This is a genomic window from Saccharothrix texasensis, from assembly GCF_003752005.1.
In the GTDB taxonomy this organism is placed as follows: domain Bacteria; phylum Actinomycetota; class Actinomycetes; order Mycobacteriales; family Pseudonocardiaceae; genus Actinosynnema; species Actinosynnema texasense.
The window spans coordinates 2,655,946-2,672,596 of sequence record NZ_RJKM01000001.1 but is presented as its reverse complement, the minus strand read 5'-3'; the positions used below and the strand labels follow the sequence as shown (position 1 = coordinate 2,672,596).

General features: G+C 72.4%; 21 protein-coding genes. 15 read left to right on the top strand and 6 right to left on the bottom strand.

The genetic code is table 11. The annotated features are described in order from the left end of the window. The first annotated feature begins 19 nt into the window (after positions 1-19). From EDD40_RS10395 to EDD40_RS41605, 7 genes are all read left to right on the top strand, one after another. Complete coding sequence (locus EDD40_RS10395; protein WP_123742722.1) at positions 20-1,156, top strand: LLM class flavin-dependent oxidoreductase; 1,137 nt, start codon at positions 20-22, stop codon at positions 1,154-1,156. Positions 1,157-1,160: 4 nt separating this feature from the next. After that, the gene (locus EDD40_RS10390; protein WP_123742721.1) at positions 1,161-1,658 is read left to right on the top strand and encodes a GNAT family N-acetyltransferase; all 498 of its coding nucleotides are present in this window, start codon (positions 1,161-1,163) and stop codon (positions 1,656-1,658) included. Next, positions 1,637-2,557, top strand: a complete 921-nt coding sequence (locus EDD40_RS10385; protein ID WP_123742720.1) for an ABC transporter substrate-binding protein — start codon at positions 1,637-1,639, stop codon at positions 2,555-2,557. Before EDD40_RS10390 ends, EDD40_RS10385 begins: the two co-directional genes overlap by 22 nt. A gap of 192 nt (positions 2,558-2,749) precedes the next feature. After that, the gene (locus EDD40_RS10380; RefSeq protein ID WP_123742719.1) at positions 2,750-3,682 is read left to right on the top strand and encodes a hypothetical protein; all 933 of its coding nucleotides are present in this window, start codon (positions 2,750-2,752) and stop codon (positions 3,680-3,682) included. A gap of 189 nt (positions 3,683-3,871) precedes the next feature. Continuing rightward, positions 3,872-4,480: a phosphatase PAP2 family protein gene (locus EDD40_RS10375; RefSeq protein ID WP_123747917.1), complete on the top strand. Its 609-nt coding sequence runs from the start codon at positions 3,872-3,874 to the stop codon at positions 4,478-4,480. Between the two features lie 46 nt (positions 4,481-4,526). Next, complete coding sequence (locus EDD40_RS10370) at positions 4,527-5,288, top strand: enoyl-CoA hydratase/isomerase family protein (RefSeq protein WP_123742718.1); 762 nt, start codon at positions 4,527-4,529, stop codon at positions 5,286-5,288. Positions 5,289-5,315: 27 nt separating this feature from the next. Then, on the top strand, positions 5,316-5,492 hold the full coding sequence (locus EDD40_RS41605; protein WP_170185022.1) for a hypothetical protein: 177 nt from the start codon (positions 5,316-5,318) through the stop codon (positions 5,490-5,492). A 59-nt stretch (positions 5,493-5,551) separates the two neighbouring features. Here the strand turns inward: EDD40_RS41605 and EDD40_RS10365 are convergent, their stop codons facing one another. From EDD40_RS10365 to EDD40_RS10355, 3 genes are read right to left on the bottom strand one after another with little or no spacing between them, the layout of a single operon-like run. Further along, the gene (locus EDD40_RS10365) at positions 5,552-5,842 is read right to left on the bottom strand and encodes a DUF4235 domain-containing protein (protein ID WP_425471158.1); all 291 of its coding nucleotides are present in this window, start codon (positions 5,840-5,842) and stop codon (positions 5,552-5,554) included. Next, positions 5,839-6,480, bottom strand: a complete 642-nt coding sequence (locus tag EDD40_RS42555) for a DUF3618 domain-containing protein (RefSeq protein ID WP_211348134.1) — start codon at positions 6,478-6,480, stop codon at positions 5,839-5,841. The genes EDD40_RS10365 and EDD40_RS42555 overlap by 4 nt, the downstream gene beginning before the upstream one ends. Next, a complete protein-coding gene (locus EDD40_RS10355) occupies positions 6,477-6,836 on the bottom strand; it encodes a phage holin family protein (RefSeq protein ID WP_236594838.1) in 360 nt (119 codons plus the stop codon). The genes EDD40_RS42555 and EDD40_RS10355 overlap by 4 nt, the downstream gene beginning before the upstream one ends. A gap of 242 nt (positions 6,837-7,078) precedes the next feature. Here EDD40_RS10355 and EDD40_RS10350 point away from each other — a divergent pair, with 242 nt between their 5' ends. After that, positions 7,079-7,951, top strand: a complete 873-nt coding sequence (locus EDD40_RS10350) for a YihY/virulence factor BrkB family protein (RefSeq protein WP_342777759.1) — start codon at positions 7,079-7,081, stop codon at positions 7,949-7,951. 167 nt (positions 7,952-8,118) lie between these two features. Here EDD40_RS10350 and trxA read toward each other — a convergent pair whose 3' ends face one another. Continuing rightward, positions 8,119-8,484, bottom strand: a complete 366-nt coding sequence (trxA, locus tag EDD40_RS10345; protein WP_123742715.1) for a thioredoxin — start codon at positions 8,482-8,484, stop codon at positions 8,119-8,121. Positions 8,485-8,630: 146 nt separating this feature from the next. Between trxA and EDD40_RS10340 the strand changes: the two genes are divergently transcribed. The 4 genes from EDD40_RS10340 to EDD40_RS10325 are packed head-to-tail and all read left to right on the top strand — an operon-like array spanning position 8,631 to position 12,848. Next, positions 8,631-9,548 (top strand): ABC transporter substrate-binding protein, encoded by a 918-nt coding sequence (locus tag EDD40_RS10340; protein WP_123742714.1) that lies wholly within the window; start codon positions 8,631-8,633, stop codon positions 9,546-9,548. Continuing rightward, positions 9,538-10,371: an amino acid ABC transporter permease gene (locus EDD40_RS10335; RefSeq protein ID WP_123742713.1), complete on the top strand. Its 834-nt coding sequence runs from the start codon at positions 9,538-9,540 to the stop codon at positions 10,369-10,371. Before EDD40_RS10340 ends, EDD40_RS10335 begins: the two co-directional genes overlap by 11 nt. Beyond that, positions 10,368-11,126 carry an amino acid ABC transporter ATP-binding protein gene (locus tag EDD40_RS10330; RefSeq protein WP_123742712.1) on the top strand — a complete coding sequence of 253 codons (759 nt, stop codon included), beginning with the start codon at positions 10,368-10,370 and terminating at the stop codon, positions 11,124-11,126. The genes EDD40_RS10335 and EDD40_RS10330 overlap by 4 nt, the downstream gene beginning before the upstream one ends. A 6-nt stretch (positions 11,127-11,132) precedes the next feature. Beyond that, positions 11,133-12,848, top strand: a complete 1,716-nt coding sequence (locus tag EDD40_RS10325) for an aminotransferase class V-fold PLP-dependent enzyme (protein WP_123747915.1) — start codon at positions 11,133-11,135, stop codon at positions 12,846-12,848. Here EDD40_RS10325 and EDD40_RS10320 read toward each other — a convergent pair. Then, positions 12,824-13,060, bottom strand: coding sequence for a hypothetical protein (locus EDD40_RS10320; RefSeq protein ID WP_123742711.1), 237 nt, complete (start codon positions 13,058-13,060; stop codon positions 12,824-12,826). The two genes, EDD40_RS10325 and EDD40_RS10320, sit on opposite strands and share 25 nt — an antisense overlap. A 208-nt stretch (positions 13,061-13,268) precedes the next feature. Here EDD40_RS10320 and EDD40_RS10315 point away from each other — a divergent pair, with 208 nt between their 5' ends. The 3 genes from EDD40_RS10315 to cobM are packed head-to-tail and all read left to right on the top strand — an operon-like array spanning position 13,269 to position 15,555. Beyond that, positions 13,269-13,655, top strand: coding sequence for a pyridoxamine 5'-phosphate oxidase family protein (locus EDD40_RS10315; protein WP_123742710.1), 387 nt, complete (start codon positions 13,269-13,271; stop codon positions 13,653-13,655). Further along, the gene (gene cbiE, locus EDD40_RS10310; RefSeq protein ID WP_123742709.1) at positions 13,652-14,815 is read left to right on the top strand and encodes a precorrin-6y C5,15-methyltransferase (decarboxylating) subunit CbiE; all 1,164 of its coding nucleotides are present in this window, start codon (positions 13,652-13,654) and stop codon (positions 14,813-14,815) included. Before EDD40_RS10315 ends, cbiE begins: the two co-directional genes overlap by 4 nt. Continuing rightward, complete coding sequence (gene cobM, locus EDD40_RS10305; protein ID WP_123742708.1) at positions 14,812-15,555, top strand: precorrin-4 C(11)-methyltransferase; 744 nt, start codon at positions 14,812-14,814, stop codon at positions 15,553-15,555. Before cbiE ends, cobM begins: the two co-directional genes overlap by 4 nt. A 5-nt stretch (positions 15,556-15,560) precedes the next feature. Here cobM and EDD40_RS10300 read toward each other — a convergent pair whose 3' ends face one another. After that, positions 15,561-16,634, bottom strand: coding sequence for a cobalt-precorrin-5B (C(1))-methyltransferase (locus tag EDD40_RS10300; RefSeq protein WP_123742707.1), 1,074 nt, complete (start codon positions 16,632-16,634; stop codon positions 15,561-15,563). Between the last annotated feature and the right edge of the window lie 17 nt (positions 16,635-16,651).

The following is a 16,651-nucleotide window of genomic DNA, read 5'->3' as shown; positions in this document are numbered from 1 at the left end:
CCTGACGGAAGGTACTGACGTGCCTGTTGAGTTCCTGGGGATCGGCGGCACCAACGACGGTTCCGAGACGCACCCGCGCAGCGGCCCCGCGTTCGACAAGGACTACACGCTGCGGTTGGCCCGAGCCCACGAAGACCACGGCTGGGACCGGGTCCTGTTCGCCTACGGCTCCGGCTCGCCCGAACCGGCGCAAGCCGCCGCGTACGTCGCCACCAAGCTCGACAAGCTGCAGATCCTCCTGGCGCACCGACCGAACGTGTCCTACCCGACGTTCGCCGCGAAGACGTTCGCCACGCTGGACCGGATCAGCGACGGCAGGCTCACCGTGCACTTCATCACCGGCGGCACGGACCACGAGCAGCAGCGCGAAGGCGACTACCTGACCAAGGACGAGCGCTACTCGCGCACCGAGGAGTACATCCGGATCGTCAAGAAGGCCTGGACGTCACGGGAGCCGTTCGACCACGAGGGCGAGCACTACAGGTTCGCCGACTTCGTGAGCGACGTGTTCCCGGTGCAGCGACCCCGGCCGCGGGTGTCGTTCGGCGGGTCGTCGCCCGCCGCCTACCGGGCCGGCGGCGCGGAAGCCGACATCTTCTGCCTGTGGGGCGAACCGCTGGCCGACACGGCCGCGCAGATCGACGCCGTGCGCCGAGCCGCGCGGGACGCGGGCCGGACCGACCTGCCGCGCATCCAGGTCGCGTTCCGCCCGATCCTCGGCGCGACCGAGGAACTGGCCTGGGAGAAGGCGCACCGGACGGTGGACGCGATCAAGGCGCGCACCGGGGGAGTGAACCCGCTGACCCGCAGGCACTCGTTGAAGAACCCCGAGAACACGGGCTCCCAGCGGCTGCTGGAGATCGCCGGGCGCGGAGAGCGCTTCGACCGCGCCCTGTGGACGCCGACCGCCGCCGCGACCGGAGGGGCGGGCAACTCCAACGCGCTCGTCGGCACCCCCGAGACCGTGGCCCAGGCGTTGCTCGACTACTACGACCTCGGTGTGGACATCCTGTCCGCGCGCGGCTACGACATGGTGAACGACACGATCGACTTCGGCCGGCACGTGATCCCGATCGTGCGCGAGGAAGTCGCCAAGCGCGACCGGGAGCGCGCCGCCGCCGTGCCGGAGCCGCGTGAGATCGCGGTGGACGGATGACCGCGTGACCGACACCCCCGTCGCCCGCCGGGTCCGCTGGGAGGACCCGGCCACCGGGCCGTTGAAAGAGGAGCTGACGCACGAGTACGTGACCCGGTACGGCGACGGTGCGCGGGCCGAGCTGACCCGGTACGACCCGGCCGTCTTCACGCCGCCGCACGGCACGCTGGTGCTGCTGTTCGAGGACGGCGAGGCGGTGGCGGGCGGGGCGTTCATGCGGCACGACGAGCGCACCGCCGAGCTGAAGCGCATCTGGACCCACTCACGCCACCGCCGACGCGGCCTGGCCCGGCGCGTCCTCGTCGAGCTGGAGCGCGACGCCGTCGCCCTGGGCTACTCGCGCCTCTACCTGACCACCGGCCCCCGGCAGCCGGAGGCCCGCGCGCTGTACCTGGCCACCGGGTACGCGCCGCTGTTCGACCTGACCGCCGACCCGCTGACGATCGGCCACCTGCCGTTCGAGAAGGACTTGGGTGCCCCATGCGCACACGTTGCCTGCTGATGCTCACCGCCGTGCTCGCGCTCGTGGTCTCCGGGTGCGCCCTGCCCGCGGACGCCGTCGACCCGCCCGCGCCCGGCGTGCGGCCGACCGCGGACGTGCTGTCGACGGTGGTGCGGGACGAGTCGACCGCCGCGCTGCTGCCACCCGCCGTGCGCGCGGCGGGAGTGGTGCGGTTCGGGTCGTCGGTGGGCGGACAGCCGCCGTCGTCCTACTACGCGGAGGACAACAAGACGGTGCTCGGCCTGGACGCCGACATGTCCGAAGCGGTCGCGAGGACCCTGGGGGTGCGCGTCGAGCGGGAGGTCGCGAGCTTCGAGACCATCCTGCCGTCGTTGGCCGGCGGGAAGTACGACGTCGGCACCGGCAACTTCGGCGTGACCGAGGCGCGGAAGAAGACGATCGACTTCGTCACCTACGTCAACGACGGGCAGGGCTTCGCGGTGCGTGCCGACGACGACCGCGTGACCCGGGTGGACGGCCTGGTCTCGTTGTGCGGCTTGAAGATCGGCACCGGTGCGGGCACGACGTTCGAGGCGACGTTGGAGCGGGAGAAGCACGTGTGCGGTGAGGCGGGGAAGCCGGACTACGAAGTGCTGAGCTTCGCCGAGGACGCGGCGATCTTCCTGGGGTTGCAGCAGCGCCACATCGACGTGGTCATGAGCACGATCAACGGTTTGCGGCACGCGGCGGCCCACCAGCCGAACCTGGAGTTCCTCGGCGAGTTCAAGCGCCTGGACGTCGGCTTCGCGCTGCCCAAGGGCTCACCGCTCGCACCCGCGCTCCAAGCGGCGGTCAACAAGCTCATCGCAGACGGCGCGTACGCGCGAATCCTCGACAAGTGGGGCGCCGGGGACTCGGCGATCCCGGAGTCGTCGATCAGCCCGCCGGAGCACGGCTGAGGTGGGCGCGGGAGCGGACCGGGGCACTTCGACCACCCCGGTCCGCCCTGCGGTGTCCCGAAGCCCGCCGCCGCCTCCCGCGCACCTCACCGTGAACGATCACTCGAATCACCCCTTGTGCCGGTCACCGCTTCACCCCAGGGTTCGGCGCGGCCCGTTGGCTCCGACGGGCAACCCTGACGGAGGTGGAGCATGTCCCCTGCCCGCAAGATCGCCGCGTCCCTGTTCGCGGCGGCCACGCTCTCGGCGGTCCTCACGACACCCGCGCACGCGGCGACCGACGCCGAGCTCGCGTTCCACTGGGCGCCGGTGCACTACCAGGACACCGACTCGTCCGACTACGACGCCGACTACCTGTCCACCGTGGACTTCGACGGCGAGTGGAACACGCTGAACAACTGGGAGGCGCAGGACGACTCGGTGGCGCGCCTCACCGGTGCCGCCTACTACTCGGTGGTGGAGACGTCCACGCACTGGTTCCTCGTCTACAGCTTCTACCACCCGCGCGACTGGGAGGACTTCGCCGATCCGTTCGAGCAGTTCACCCACGAGAATGACATGGAGGGCCTGCTGGCGACCGTGCGCAAGGACGGCACGGCGTTCGGCAAGCTCGAAGCCGTGATCACGGTGGCGCACAGCGACTTCTACTCGTACGTGCCCGCCGACAGCACGTTCACGTCCGGCCGGGAGAGCGTCGACGGCACGGTGCGGCTGTCCGGCACCCGGCCGACCACGCGCCAGGAGGCGAAGGGCCACGGCCTGTACGCGTGGAACGGCGCCGAGTTCCCGGGCGGTGACGGCGTGGTGTACGTGCCGAGCGCGATCGGCGAGGTGCCGTCGGGCGGCAACGACCGCTCGGTCGGGTACCGGCTGGTGGACGCGTTCGCGGCGGGCGGGTTGTGGGCGCAGCGCAACAGCTCCGCGACGTTCGCGAGCTGGGGCACGTTCCGGGGTGACAACGGCAAGGACAACGCCGCGAACAGCGCCTGGGGCTGGGACGACGGCAACGACGGCAGCGACCTCCAGCGCGGCCTGCTGGCCACCGACCCGGCCTACGTCGTCTCCGTCTACTTCGCCAACCGGGGCTCCTTCTCCCTCACCTACCTCCGCAACCCCTACCGCTAACCCCCGTGAGTCGTACCTCCACACCTCGAGAGTCCTACCTTCACGTCTCGAGAGTCCAACCTTCGGAGCACCTGAATTCAACGCTCACGCATCGGCCGTTCGTCGTGAGCGTTGAATTCAGGGTCGCTGAACGTTGGACTCTCGCGCGCTGAAGGTACGACTCTCGCGGTTTAAGGTTGGTGGGTGACGATGACGGTCAGGGTGGCCCGGGTGGCCACGGAGGTGCTGGCGCCCTGGGTGTTGGTGCTGGGGTTGCCGCTGCTGGTGGCGTGGAGCGCGACGAGGAGCGTGGCGGAGGGTCTGCTGTGGGGCGCGATCGTCGGGGTGACCGGGTCGGTGGTGCCGATGGCGGTCATCGTGCGGGGCGCGCGCCAGGGCAAGTGGGACGGGCACCACGTCACGAACCGCGAGGGACGGCTGGTGCCGATGCTCGTGTGCGTGGCGTCCCTCGGGATCGGCATCGCGGCGCTGGTGTTCGGCGGCGCGCCGAAGGCCATGGTCGCGCTGGCGCTGGCGATGTTCCTCAGCCTGCTGGCCTGCCTGACGGTGACGTTCGCCCTCCCGGTGAACGGCGGGCGCGGCTGGAAGGTCTCCTTCCACGCGGCGGTCGCGGCCGGCGCGGTGGCTATCCTCGCGATCACCTACGGCCCCTGGGTGCTGCTGGCCGCGCCGCTGGTGGCGCTGGTGGCCTGGTCACGCGTCGTGCTCGGCGATCACACGAAGGCGCAGGTCACGGTCGGCACGGTGATGGGCGCGCTGGTCGGCGGCGCGGCGTTCTGGCTGCTCACGGGGATGTGAGCGCGGTTACGCCCGGTCACGACCGGTGAGGATCTACCCTCCGGTGATGACGCTGAGGCTCGACACCGCAGGCCCGGTGGCCACGTTGACCATCGACCGCCCGGCCAAGCGCAACGCCATGAGCTACGCCATGTGGTCGGCGCTGCCCGGTCTGCTGGCCGAGGTCCGGCGCGACGACGACGTGCGCGTGCTCGTCGTCCGCGGCGGCGAGCACTTCTCGGCCGGCGCGGACATCAGCGAGTTCTCCACCCTCCGCCACGGCGCGGACGGCGCGGCGAGGTACAGCGAGGCCGTGCACCGCGGCGAACGCGCCATCGCCACCCTCGGCAAGCCGACCGTGGCCGCCGTCACGGGTTTCTGCGTCGGCGGCGGCTGCGAGATCGCCCTGGCCTGCGACCTGCGCGTGGCGGCGGCCGACGCCCGGTTCGGCATCACGCCCGCGAAGCTCGGCATCGTCTACAACTTCACGTCCACCAAGCGCCTGGTCGACGCGGTCGGCCCGGCGTGGGCCAAGCAGATCCTGTTCACCGGCGAGATCATCGACGCGGCGACCGCGCTGCGCATCGGCCTGGTCAACGAGGTCCACCCGCCCGACGCCCTGGAGGCCCGGGTCGAGGAGCTGACCGGGACCATCGCGGCCCGCGCCCGGGTCAGCGTCCGCGGCGCGAAGCAGATCGTCGACCGGATCACCGACGGGCAGCACGACGAGGACGACGCGGTGCGGGCGCTGTACGACGAAGCCGTGCACAGCGTGGACTACGCGGAGGGTGTGGCGGCGTTCCTGGAGAAGCGGACGCCGAGGTTCTGAACCGCGGCACGCGGGTATCTCGACCGCATGGACGAACACCCGCACCACTCGATCGAAGGCGACCCGAACGACCCGGACCAGCACATCAACCCTGATCCGCCGCGTTCGCCGGGTACGCCGGAGCCGCCCGACCTCGACGTGGACCCGGAGCAGTTCCTCGACGAGGGCGAGCGGCGCGGGAAAGAGGACGAGCCGCCGTCCTGACGACGACGGGGAGTGCCCTCCGCGAGCGGAGGGCACTCCCCGCACGATCACCCGATCGGTCAGTCGCCGTCGTTCTTGTTCGTGTCGCCGGGCCACTCGCCGGTGAGCCGGTCGTAGCCGGTCGCGCCGCCCCGGTCGATCGCGGCCTTCACCACGCCGAAGATCGCGCCCTGGATGGACGCGGCCAAGAGGACCTCGCCCCAGCCGCGGTCCTTCTGGGTGGGGGTCGGCGCCTCCTTGGTGCCGGTCATCAGCTTCCAGACCTGGCCGAACAACGCGCTGGCGGCCAGACCGCCGAGCACGCCGAACAGCATGCCGAGCGGCCGGTACAGGAGCTTGTTCACGTTCACCGCCCCCTCCGCAGGAGCTTCCACAGCACCAGCACCACCGCCGCGACACCGGCCGCGACCGCCGCCGGGTGCTTGCGCGCCTGCCGCACGCCCTGCTCGACGCGCTCCTGCACGGGCGGCGGCAGCGACTCGACGGCCTGCGCGGCCTTCGTGCCGACCTGCTCCGCGACCACACCGGCCTTGAGGCTGACCTGATCGGCGACCTCGCTCGCCTTGTGGCTCACCTGCCCGGCGACCTCGCTGGCCTTGTGGCCGACCTGCCCGGCGACCTCGCTGGCCTTGTGGCCGACCTGGGTCGCCGCGGCGCCCGCCTTCTCGCCGATCACGGCGGCCTTCTCGCCGACGGCCGCACCGGCCGCGTTGGCCGCCGCGCCCGCCTTGCCGACCTGCTCGCCCGCCTTGTCGGTGGCCTGGCTCGCCTTGGCGCCGGCCTTGCCCGCCGCGGCGGACACCGCCGCGTTGGCCCGGGTAGCGGTCTCCTTCACCTGTTCCACTCCTTCATGCGCCTTGTCCTTCACCCGTCCGGGCACGTCGGTCTTGTGCACCAGTGCTTCCACGGTGTCGCCGAGCTCGCGCCGGGTCTTCTCGACGTCGGCGCGCAGCTCGTCCGGGTCGGTGGGGCCGTCCTTGCCGCTCATCGGTGTGCCCTCTCGCTCACGGTGGCGATGTCCTGCTTGATGCTCGCCACGGCCTCTTCCGGCACGGGAGGCGTGCCACGTCGGATCTGCTTGCGGCCGACCAGCGCGAGCACGCCCGCGACCGCGAACACGGCCACCGCGACGACGAACGCCGCGATCCACGCCGGCATGGCGGTGGCCAGCAGCAGCACCAGCCCCGCGAGCACCGTCATCAGGCCGAACCAGGCCAGGACGCCCGCGCCGCCGAGCAGCCCGGCGCCCGTGCCGACGCGCTTGCCCTTCGTGCGCATCTCGGCCACGGCCAACCGGATCTCGTCCCGGGCCAGCCTGCTCACCTGGTCGGACAGCCTGTTCACCAGTTCCGCGGTGGACGGTTCCCGTTCGGCGACACGCTTGGCGGCACGCTCGGTAACCCGATCGGTGCCTGTGTCAGCCGCGCGGGTGGCGGCGACGTGACTCATGGCCGTCTCCTCTCTCCACTCGCCCACCGACTACCCGAAAACGCGGTGGTGTACGCACCGTGTTCGGGGGAAACCCGTCGCCCATGGCGCACGCACCGGAGACACCCGCCCAATTGCCGAAGCGCTCCTGGTGGGCTGTGCTGAAGCGGACGATCAAGGAGTTCAACGACGACAACCTCACCGACTGGGCCGCCGCTCTCACCTACTACGCGGTGCTGTCCCTGTTCCCCGGCCTGCTGCTGCTGACCGCGCTGCTGGGGCTGCTCGGCCCGGACGCGACCAAGTCCCTTGTGGACAGCCTGGACGCGCTGGGTCCCGGCGAGGCGAAGGACACCATCGCGGGGGCGATCGAGAACCTCCAGAAGTCACAGGCCAGCGGCCTGCTCGCGATCGTCGGCCTGGTGACCGCGCTCTGGTCGGCCTCCGGCTACGTGGGCGCGTTCATGCGCGCCGCGAACTCGATCTACGACGTCGAGGAGGGCAGGCCGTTCTGGAAGGTCATCCCGCTGCGGCTGGGCCTGACCATCGGGGTGGTGCTGCTGCTGGCGGCCACGGCGCTGGGCGTGACGCTCACCGGCGGCGTGGCCGAGTGGCTGGGCGAGGCGCTCGGGCTCGGCTCGACCTTCGTCACGGTGTGGGGCATCGCGAAGTGGCCGGTGTTGTTCCTGCTCGCGAGCCTGGCGATCGGCCTGCTGTTCTGGGCCTCGCCGAACGTGCGGCAGCCCAGCTTCCTGTGGATCACCCCGGGCGGCCTGCTGACCGTGGTCGTGTGGGTCGCCGCGTCGCTCGGCTTCGCGTTCTACGCGGCGAACTTCGGCTCCTACAACAAGACCTACGGCTCGCTGGCCGGTGTGATCATCTTCCTGGTCTGGCTGTGGATCTCGAACCTGGCCCTGCTGCTCGGCGCCGAGCTGGACGCGGAGCTGGAGCGGGGCAGGCGGATGGAGGCCGGGCAGCCCGAGGAGCGGGACCCGGTGGCCCCGCCCCGCGACACGGCCGCGCTGTCCTGACCCCTGCCTGACCCTCGGCCCTGCCTGACCCCCGGCCCGGCTGGACCCCGGCCCGGCCTGATCCCCGCCTGGCCTGATCCGACCTGGCTGTTCTCGATCCGGCCTGTTCTCGGGGGAGTCCGCTGGAGCAAGCCCTGACCCGCGGGATCAGGACCCGGCCGGTGGGCTCAGGCCTGCGGCTCCGCCGAGACCTGCTTGCGGACTTCCTCCATGTCGACCTTGCGGGCCTGGTCGATGAGGTCCTCGAGCGCCGACTCCGGCAGCGCGCCCGGCTGCGCGTAGAGCACGACGCCGTCGCGCACGATCATGAGGGTCGGGATCGACCGGATCTGGAACGCCGCGGCGAGCTGCTGCTGCGCCTCGGTGTCGACCTTGCCGAACACGATGTCGGTGTGCTTCTGGGCGGACTTCTCGTAGGTCGGGGCGAACTGGACGCACGGCCCGCACCAGCCCGCCCAGAAATCGACCAGGACCATCTCGGAGCCGCCGACAACCTCGTCGAAGTTCTCCGCGGTCAGCTCCACGGTGGCCATAGGTCCTCCTTGCTGTGGACACAGGGGTCGCCCCCCTCGTACCCGGACCAACGAAGGCCGACCCGCCACAATTCCCTTCAACGAGCAGTGGACGCCTTCAACAGAACGTTGTAGCTTTCGGTTCACCCGAATGCAGGAGGTGTCCCGTGCGCAGGAACCCCACGAGGATCGGCACAGCCCTCGCCCTGTCCCTGTTCGCGCTGGTCGCGTGCGGTTCGCCCGCCGAGGACCCGGCGGCCGGGCCCGCCGGGGACCTGCCGGCGTCCTCGTCGATCGTGGAGTCGGTGAAGAAGGACGACGCCCTGGCCGCGACCCTGCCGGCCGCGATCGCCCGAGCGGGCAAGCTGCGCGTCGGCTCGAACATCCAGAACCCGCCGAACAACTTCTACGCCGCCGACGGCAAGACCCCGGTCGGCTCGGAGGTCGACCTGGCCAAGGCGCTCGGCGCCAAGCTCGGGTTGACCGTCGAGCACCAGGACATGGCGTTCGGCTCGCTCATCACGAGCCTCCAGGCGGGCCGCATCGACGTGACCATGGCCGCGATGAACGACACCCCGGAGCGGCAGCAGGCGATCGACTTCGTCGACTACTTCACCTCCGGCATCACGATCATGGTGCGGAAGGGCAACCCGGAGGGCATCAAGAGCCCCGACGACCTGTGCGGCAAGTCGGTCGCGGTCAACCTCGGCTCCAGCCAGGAGACCTACGCCAAGGAGTTCCAGTGCCTGTCCGGCAACCCCATCGCGGTGACCGCCACCGACAGCGACACGCAGAACCAGAACCAGCTGCGCACCGGCCGCGTCGCCGCCATCCTCAACGACCTGCCCACCGCCGTGTACGTGGCCAAGACCGCCGGTGACGGGGAGTTCTTCGAGGTCGTGGACCTGGCCCCGATCAACGGCGGCCCGTACGGCATCGGCGTCGACAAGAGCACCCCCGAGCTGACGACCGCGTTGAGCAAGGCGTTGCAGGCGCTGATCGACGACGGCACCTACGGCAAGATCCTCGACGCCTGGGACGTCCGGCAGGGCGCGGTCACGAAGGCGACCGTCAATGGCGAGTGACGACGTGAAGGCAGTCGACGACCTGGTCGTCGTCCCCCTGCGGCACTGGGGGCGGTGGGTCGTCGGCGCGGTGATCCTGGCGCTGCTCGGCGCGCTCGGCTGGGCGCTGGCCGACGCGAAGATCGACTACGCCGCCGTGCCGGGGTTCTTCACCCACGACATCATGCTGCGCGGCCTGGCCAACACGGTCGTGCTGGCGCTGGCCGCGCAGGCGGGCGCGATCGTGCTCGGCGTGGTGATCGCGCTGCTGCGCCGGTCGGCGAACCCGGTCGCCCGCTGGTTCGCCGCCGGCTACGTGTGGCTGTTCCGCGGCCTGCCGGTGCTGCTGCAGATCCTGCTGTGGTTCAACCTGGCGCTGGTGTTCGAGAACATCTCCATCCCGGGCCTGTTCGAGGAGAAGACCAACGTCCTGGTGACCGCGTTCGTGGCGGCCCTGCTCGGGCTGGGCCTCAACGAGAGCGCCTACATGGCGGAGATCGTCCGGGCCGGGCTGAACAGCGTGGACCACGGCCAGGTCGAGGCGGCCAAGGCGATCGGCATGACGCCCGCGACCACGCTGCGGCGGGTCGTGCTGCCGCAGGCCATGCGGGTGATCATCCCGCCGACCGGCAACAACTTCATCAACATGCTCAAGGGCACGTCCATGGCGTCGGTCATCGGCTTCCTGGAGCTGATCCACGCCGCCAACAACATCGCCTCGCGCAACCTCCAGATCATGGAGACGCTGCTGGCCGCCGCCGCGTGGTACATGGTCGTGGTCAGCGTGGCGAGCGTCGGGCAGCACTTCCTGGAGCGCTACTACGGCAAGGGGGTGGCCCGGTGAGCCTCGTGCGGGCGGTGGGCGTGCGCAAGTCGTTCGGGCACACCGAGGTGTTGCGCGGAGTGGATCTCATCGTGGACGCGGGCCAGGTCGTGTGCCTGCTCGGGCCTTCCGGCGCGGGCAAGTCGACGTTCCTGCGCTGCGTGAACCACCTGGAGACCATCGACGCGGGCCGGATCTGGGTCGACGGCGAACCGGTCGGGTTCACCTCGCGCGGCGGGAAGCTGCACGAGCTGCGCGAGCGGGAGGTGGCGCGGCAGCGGCGCGGTGTCGGCATGGTGTTCCAGCGGTTCAACCTGTTCCCGCACCGCACGGCGGTGGAGAACGTGGCCGAGGGGCCGGTGCACGTGCTGCGGACGGCCCGGAAGGAGGCCGTGGCGCGGGCGCGGGCGTTGCTGGACCGGGTCGGGCTGGCGGACAAGGCCGACGCCTACCCGCACCAGCTGTCCGGCGGCCAGCAGCAGCGGGTGGCGATCGCGCGGGCGCTGGCCATGCGGCCGAAGCTCATGCTGTTCGACGAGCCGACCTCGGCGCTGGACCCGGAGCTGGTCGGCGAGGTGCTGGAGGTGATGGCGGACCTCGCCCGCGACGGCATGACCATGATCGTGGTCACGCACGAGATCGGGTTCGCCCGGCAGGTGGCCGACTCGGTGGTGTTCATGGTGGACGGCGCGGTGGTCGAGACCGGGCCGCCGGGCCAGGTGCTGGACAATCCGCGACAGCAACGCACGCAGCAGTTCCTCGCGAAGGTGCTCTAGGTGGTCATGCGCATCCCGTCGTCCTACCTCGTCCAGTTCCACGAGCCGGAGGGGTACCTGGACTTCGCCCGCTTCGGGCCGCCGTCGTTCGCCGTGGTGGACGCCTCCACGCGGCTGGTGGAGGCGGCGGTGTCGGCCGGGCCGTCCACGGTGGACGACCTGATGCGGCAGGAGCTGCGCGCGAAGGCGGCGGTGGCCCGGCTGTGCCGCGGCGACACCGACCACGTGACGCTGCTGCCGAACACCAGCACCGGGCTGTTCCAGGCGGCGCTGGCGGTGACCGGCGAGGTGCTGGTGTCGGCGGGGGAGTTCCCGGCGAACACCTACCCGTGGGCGCGGTCGCCGTCCGTCGACGTGTCGTGGCTGCCTCCCGGCCCGGTGACGCCCGACGCGGTGCGGGCGGCGTTGACGCCGGGCACGGTGGCGGTCGCGGTGAGCGCGGTGGACTTCCGCACCGGCTACCGGGCGGACCTGGCGGCGTTGCGCGAGGTGGCCGGCGACCGGCTGCTGGTGGTGGACGGCATCCAGGGCTTCGGGGTGGTCGACGAGCCGTGGGAAGTGGCCGACGTGCTGGTGGTCGGCGGGCAGAAGTGGCTGCGGGCGGGGTGGTCGACCGGGTTCATGACGTTGTCGGACCGGGCGCTGAGCAGGCTCGACCCGGTGTTGTCGGGGTGGACCGGAGCCGAGGACCCCGGTCTGTTCGACAACGGCATCCACCCGGTGGGCGAGGGGGCGGCGGGCTGGTCGATCACCAACCTGAGCCCGATCGCGTCGGGCGCGTTGGCGGCGGGGCTGGAGCTGGTCGAGGTGGCCGGCGTCGGGGCCATCCACGCGCGGATCGTTGAACGATCCGACGAACTGGTCGAGGTGATCCGCGCGGCCGGCGGCGAGGTCGTCTCCGCGCTGGACCGCCGCGCGGGCATCCTCGCGTTCACGCTGCCCGACCACCCGCCGTCGGTGGTCGGGGCGGCGCTGGCGGACGCGGGGGTGGCGGCGACCGTGCGGCCGGAGCACGTCCGCCTGTCGCCGCACGCCTCCACGACGTCGGACACCGTGGCCCGCTTCGCCGCCGCGGTGAAGGAGCTGCGCAAGCCGGCCGCCACGCCCGCGCCGGCCCCGCCGGTGACCTCCGAGGTGCTCACCGCCCTGATCCCGACGGTGAACAGCCTGGCCGCCGCGCTGGGACCGGGCACCGAGGTCGTGCTGCACGACCTCGGCGCCCTGCCCAACTCGATCATCGCCATCGCGGGCGACCTCACCGGCCGCAAGGTCGGCGGCCCGATGACCGACCTGCTGCTCGGCCTGGTCCGCCGCGGCACCACCCACGACCTGGCCGGTTACGAGACCTACGCGCCGGACGGGCGGGTGATCCACTCCTCCACCGTGTTCCTGCGCGACGCCGAGGGCGTGGCCGTCGGCTGCCTGTGCGTGAACAGCGATCCCGGACCCGACCGCCGCCGGGAGACCCCGGAGCCCGCCGGGTCGGCGGTCGAGGCGTTCCCCGGCGACGTCGACACGCTCCAGCGCCTCCTGGTCGAACGCGCGGTGTCCGCCGTCGGCGTGCCCGTGGACCTGATGAAGAAGTCCCACAAGTCCCAGGTGGTGCGGGTCCTGGACGAGGCCGGCCTGTTCCTCATCCGCGACTCCGTGGACCACCTGGCGGGCGTGCTCGGCGTGACCCGGTACACGATCTACAACTACCTCAACGAGATCAGGGGCTGATCGTCTCCGTGCACGGCCGCGTGAGCGGCGTCACGGGCGGCGTCGGCCTCGTCGTCGGTGAGGGTCCTGGTCGGGTGCCGCAGGACCAGGCGCAGCAGCACGTTCTCCTGGTCCGGTCGCGCGCCGAGCCGGGCGACGACCACCACCGGGTGATCGCCGGGTGCCTGGACACCCGGCCGGTACGGGGTGAGGTCCTGCACCTGGGCGGCCACCCACGGGTCGTCGGAGGACAGGAGCCGGATGGCCGGGACGGCTTGCGCGGCATCGGCAGCCGGTCCGGCCCGAGGCCGAGGGCCAGGCGGAACATGCGGTTCTCGCCGGTGCGGCGCGCGCACCGGGCGGCGCGGGCGATGGCGCCGGGCGGCTGGATCGGCGCGTCGTGTTTTCCGCGATGGCCCGCGCGTGGCGCATGATGCACGCATGTTGTCGAGCAAGGGCGAGGACTTCCGCGCGTTCTGGACCGAGCGCCACCTGTGCACGCTGACCACGATCCGACCGGACGGCACGCCGCACGTCGTGCCGGTCGGCGTCACGCTGGACGTGGAGACGGCCACCGCCAGGGTGATCACCTCGGGCGATTCGCACAAGGTGCGGCAGATCCTGGCGGCGGGCAGCGCTCCCGCGGCCGTGTGCCAAGTGGACGGACGTCGGTGGTCGACGCTGGAGGGCCGCGCGGTCGTGCGCCAGGAGCCCGAGGTGGTCGAGGACGCCGAGCGGCGCTACGCCGCCCGCTACCGCACGCCCCGGCCCAACCCGCGGCGCGTGGTGATCGAGATCGCCGTCACCCGCGTGCTGGGGACGGTGTGAGCGTCACGGTCATCGGCATCGGCGCCGACGGCTGGGAGGGCCTGCCGCCCGCGTCGAGGCACGAGATCGAGTCGTGCGAGGTGCTGATGGGCAGCACCCGGCAGCTCGACCTGGTCCCCGCGGCCGGCCCGGACCGCCCGGTCGAACGGGTGGCGTGGCCCTCGCCGCTGGTGCCCGCGCTGCCCGGGCTGCTGGAGCGGCACGAGGGCCGGCGGGTCGCCGTGCTGGCCAGCGGCGACCCGATGTGCCACGGCATCGGCTCCACCCTGGTGCGGTTGCTGGGCGCGGCCCGGGTCCGCGTCGTGCCGCACCCGTCGTCGGTGTCGTTGGCGTGCGCGCGGCTGGGGTGGGCCCTGAACGACGTGGAGGTGGTGAGCCTGGTCGGCAAGCCCGCCGCGCTCGTCGTGCCCCACCTGCACCCGGGACGGCGCGTGCTCGTGCTCGGCGGTGACCCGCGCGAGGTCGCCGCCCTGGCGCCGGACGCGCGGCTGACCGTGCTGGAGCAGCTGGGCGGACCGGGGGAGCGGGTGCACCACTCGCTCGACGACGCCGACCCGCTGCACGTGCTCGCGGTCGAGTGCGGCGCGGACGGCGCGTCGTTGACGCCCGGCCGGCCGGACGAGGAGTTCGAGCACGACGGGCAGCTGACCAAGCGCGAGGTGCGGGCGGTGACGTTGGCGCTGCTCGCGCCGCGCCCCGGCGAGCTGCTGTGGGACGTCGGCGCGGGTGCGGGCAGCATCGCGGTGGAGTGGTGCCGGACCCACCCGAGCTGCCGGGCCGTCGCGGTGGAGCGGAACCCCGAGCGCGCCGCGCGGATCGGCCGCAACGCGACGGCGCTGGGCGTGCCGGGGATCGAGGTCGTCGTCGGCTCCTCGCCGGACGTGCTCGACCTGGAGGCGCCCGACGCGGTGTTCATCGGCGGCGGCCTGACCGCCGAAGGCGTGGTGGAGCGCTGCTGGGACGCGGTGAAACCCAGCGGGCGGCTCGTGGCCAACGCCGTGACGCTGGAGTCGGAGGCCGTGCTGACCCGGTGGCACGGCAGGCTGGGCGGCGACCTGACCAGGATCGAGGTGAGCCGGGCGACCGCCATCGGCGGCTTCACCGGCTGGCGCCCGCAGATGCCCGTGACCACGTGGGCAGTGACGAAGGAGAACGCGTGACCGTCCACTTCATCGGCGCCGGTCCCGGCGCGGCCGACCTGCTGACCCTGCGGGCGGCGCGGCTGCTCGCCGAGTCGCCCGTCTGCCTCTACGCGGGCGCGCTGGTGCCGGTCGAGGTCCTGGCGCACTGCCCGCCCGGCGCGCGCCTGGTCGACACCGCGGACCTGGACCTCGACGAGATCACGGCCGAGCTGGCCGCCGCGCACGCCGCCGGTCACGACGTGGCCCGCCTGCACTCCGGCGACCCGTCGGTGTTCAGCGCGGTGGCCGAGCAGATGCGCCGGCTGGACGCCCTGGGCATCGCCTACGACGTGACGCCGGGCGTGCCCGCCTTCGCCGCCGCCGCCGCGTCGCTGAACCGCGAGCTGACCGTGCCGGGCGTCGGGCAGACGGTGATCCTGACCCGCACGGCGGCCCGCGCCACGCCCATGCCGCCGGGGGAGGACCTCCAGACGCTGGGCCGGCCCGGCGCCACGATGGTGCTGCACCTGGCCGTGCAGCGCATCCTGGAGGTGGTGGCCGACCTGCTGCCGAACTACGGTGCGGACTGCCCGGTCGCCGTGGTGGCGCGCGCGAGCCGGGACGACGAGGTGGTCCTGCGCGGCACCCTCGCCGACATCGCCGACCAGGTGCGGGCGGCGGGCGTGAAGCGGACGGCCGTCATCGTCGTGGGCCGGGTGCTGACCGCCGAGGGCTTCCCGGACAGCCACCTCTACTCGACCGCCCGCAGCCGGTCGTGACGGCGTCACGCCCGGCCGACGACGGCGCCCGCGCGGTCGATCACGATCACGTCCACGGCCACCGGCGCGCCGCGCAGCACGTCCTCCGCCGCGGCCTTGGCGCGGGCCGCCACCAGGTCGCCCAGCGGCACGCCCGCCGCCTGGCACACCCGCAGCGCGCCGAGCGCCGTGTTGGCGCCGGTGATGGCCGCCGCCAGGTCCGGGTCGCCCGCCAGGGACGCCAGGAAGCCCAGGTCGACCTGGGAACGCCCGGAGTGCAGGTCGAGGTGCCCGTCCGCGAGCTTGGACAGCTTCCCGATCCCGCCCGCGACCGTCAGCCGGGGCACGGGGTGGCGGCGCAGGTACTTCAGCACCGCGCCGGCGAAGTCGCCCATGTCCAGCAGCGCGTCCTCCGGCAGCCCGTGCACCGCCGCCGCGACCTTCTCCGACGTGCTGCCGGTGCACCCGGCCACGTGCTCGTAGCCCTGCGCCCGCGCCACGTCGATCCCGCGCCGGATGCTGTCGATCCACGCCGAGCACGAGTACGGCACCACGATCCCCGTCGTGCCCAGGATCGACAGCCCGCCCAGGATCCCCAGCCGCGGGTTCCACGTCTTGCGCGCCAGCTCCGCGCCGTGCTCGACCGAGATCGACACGACCACGTCCCCGCTGCCGCCGTGCTCCGCCGCGACCCGCGCGACGTGCTCGCGCATCATCTGCCTCGGCACGGGGTTGATCGCCGGCTCGCCGACCGCCAGCGGCAGGCCGGGCTTGGTCACCGTGCCCACCCCCGGGCCGGCCTCGAACACCACCCCGCTGCCCGGCGCGCCGTGCCGGACCGCGGACCCGACCAGCGCCAGGTGCGTGACGTCCGGGTCGTCGCCCGCGTCCTTCACGATCGCGGCGAACGCCCGGTCGGCGCCCGACTCGTCCCGGGCGAGCTCCTCGCGGGCCAGCGCGAAGGACGGCGTCTGGCCCTTCGGCAGCACGATTTCGACCGGGTCGGGGAACTCACCGGTGAGCAACGCGGTGTAGGCCGCCGTGGTGGCGGCGGTGGCGCAGGCGCCGGTGGTCCAGCCGAAGCGCAGGTTCGTGCTCACGACGACAGGATGCAACA

Coding starts and splice junctions, on each gene's coding strand:
- EDD40_RS10375 (WP_123747917.1), top strand. CDS start 3,872: ATGACGGTCAGGGTGGCCCGGGTGGCCACGGAGGTGCTGGCGCCCTGG.
- EDD40_RS10370 (WP_123742718.1), top strand. CDS start 4,527: ATGACGCTGAGGCTCGACACCGCAGGCCCGGTGGCCACGTTGACCATC.
- EDD40_RS10380 (WP_123742719.1), top strand. CDS start 2,750: ATGTCCCCTGCCCGCAAGATCGCCGCGTCCCTGTTCGCGGCGGCCACG.
- EDD40_RS10385 (WP_123742720.1), top strand. CDS start 1,637: ATGCGCACACGTTGCCTGCTGATGCTCACCGCCGTGCTCGCGCTCGTG.
- EDD40_RS10325 (WP_123747915.1), top strand. CDS start 11,133: ATGCGCATCCCGTCGTCCTACCTCGTCCAGTTCCACGAGCCGGAGGGG.
- EDD40_RS10315 (WP_123742710.1), top strand. CDS start 13,269: ATGTTGTCGAGCAAGGGCGAGGACTTCCGCGCGTTCTGGACCGAGCGC.
- EDD40_RS41605 (WP_170185022.1), top strand. CDS start 5,316: ATGGACGAACACCCGCACCACTCGATCGAAGGCGACCCGAACGACCCG.
- EDD40_RS10335 (WP_123742713.1), top strand. CDS start 9,538: ATGGCGAGTGACGACGTGAAGGCAGTCGACGACCTGGTCGTCGTCCCC.
- trxA (WP_123742715.1), bottom strand. CDS start 8,484: ATGGCCACCGTGGAGCTGACCGCGGAGAACTTCGACGAGGTTGTCGGC.
- EDD40_RS42555 (WP_211348134.1), bottom strand. CDS start 6,480: ATGAGCGGCAAGGACGGCCCCACCGACCCGGACGAGCTGCGCGCCGAC.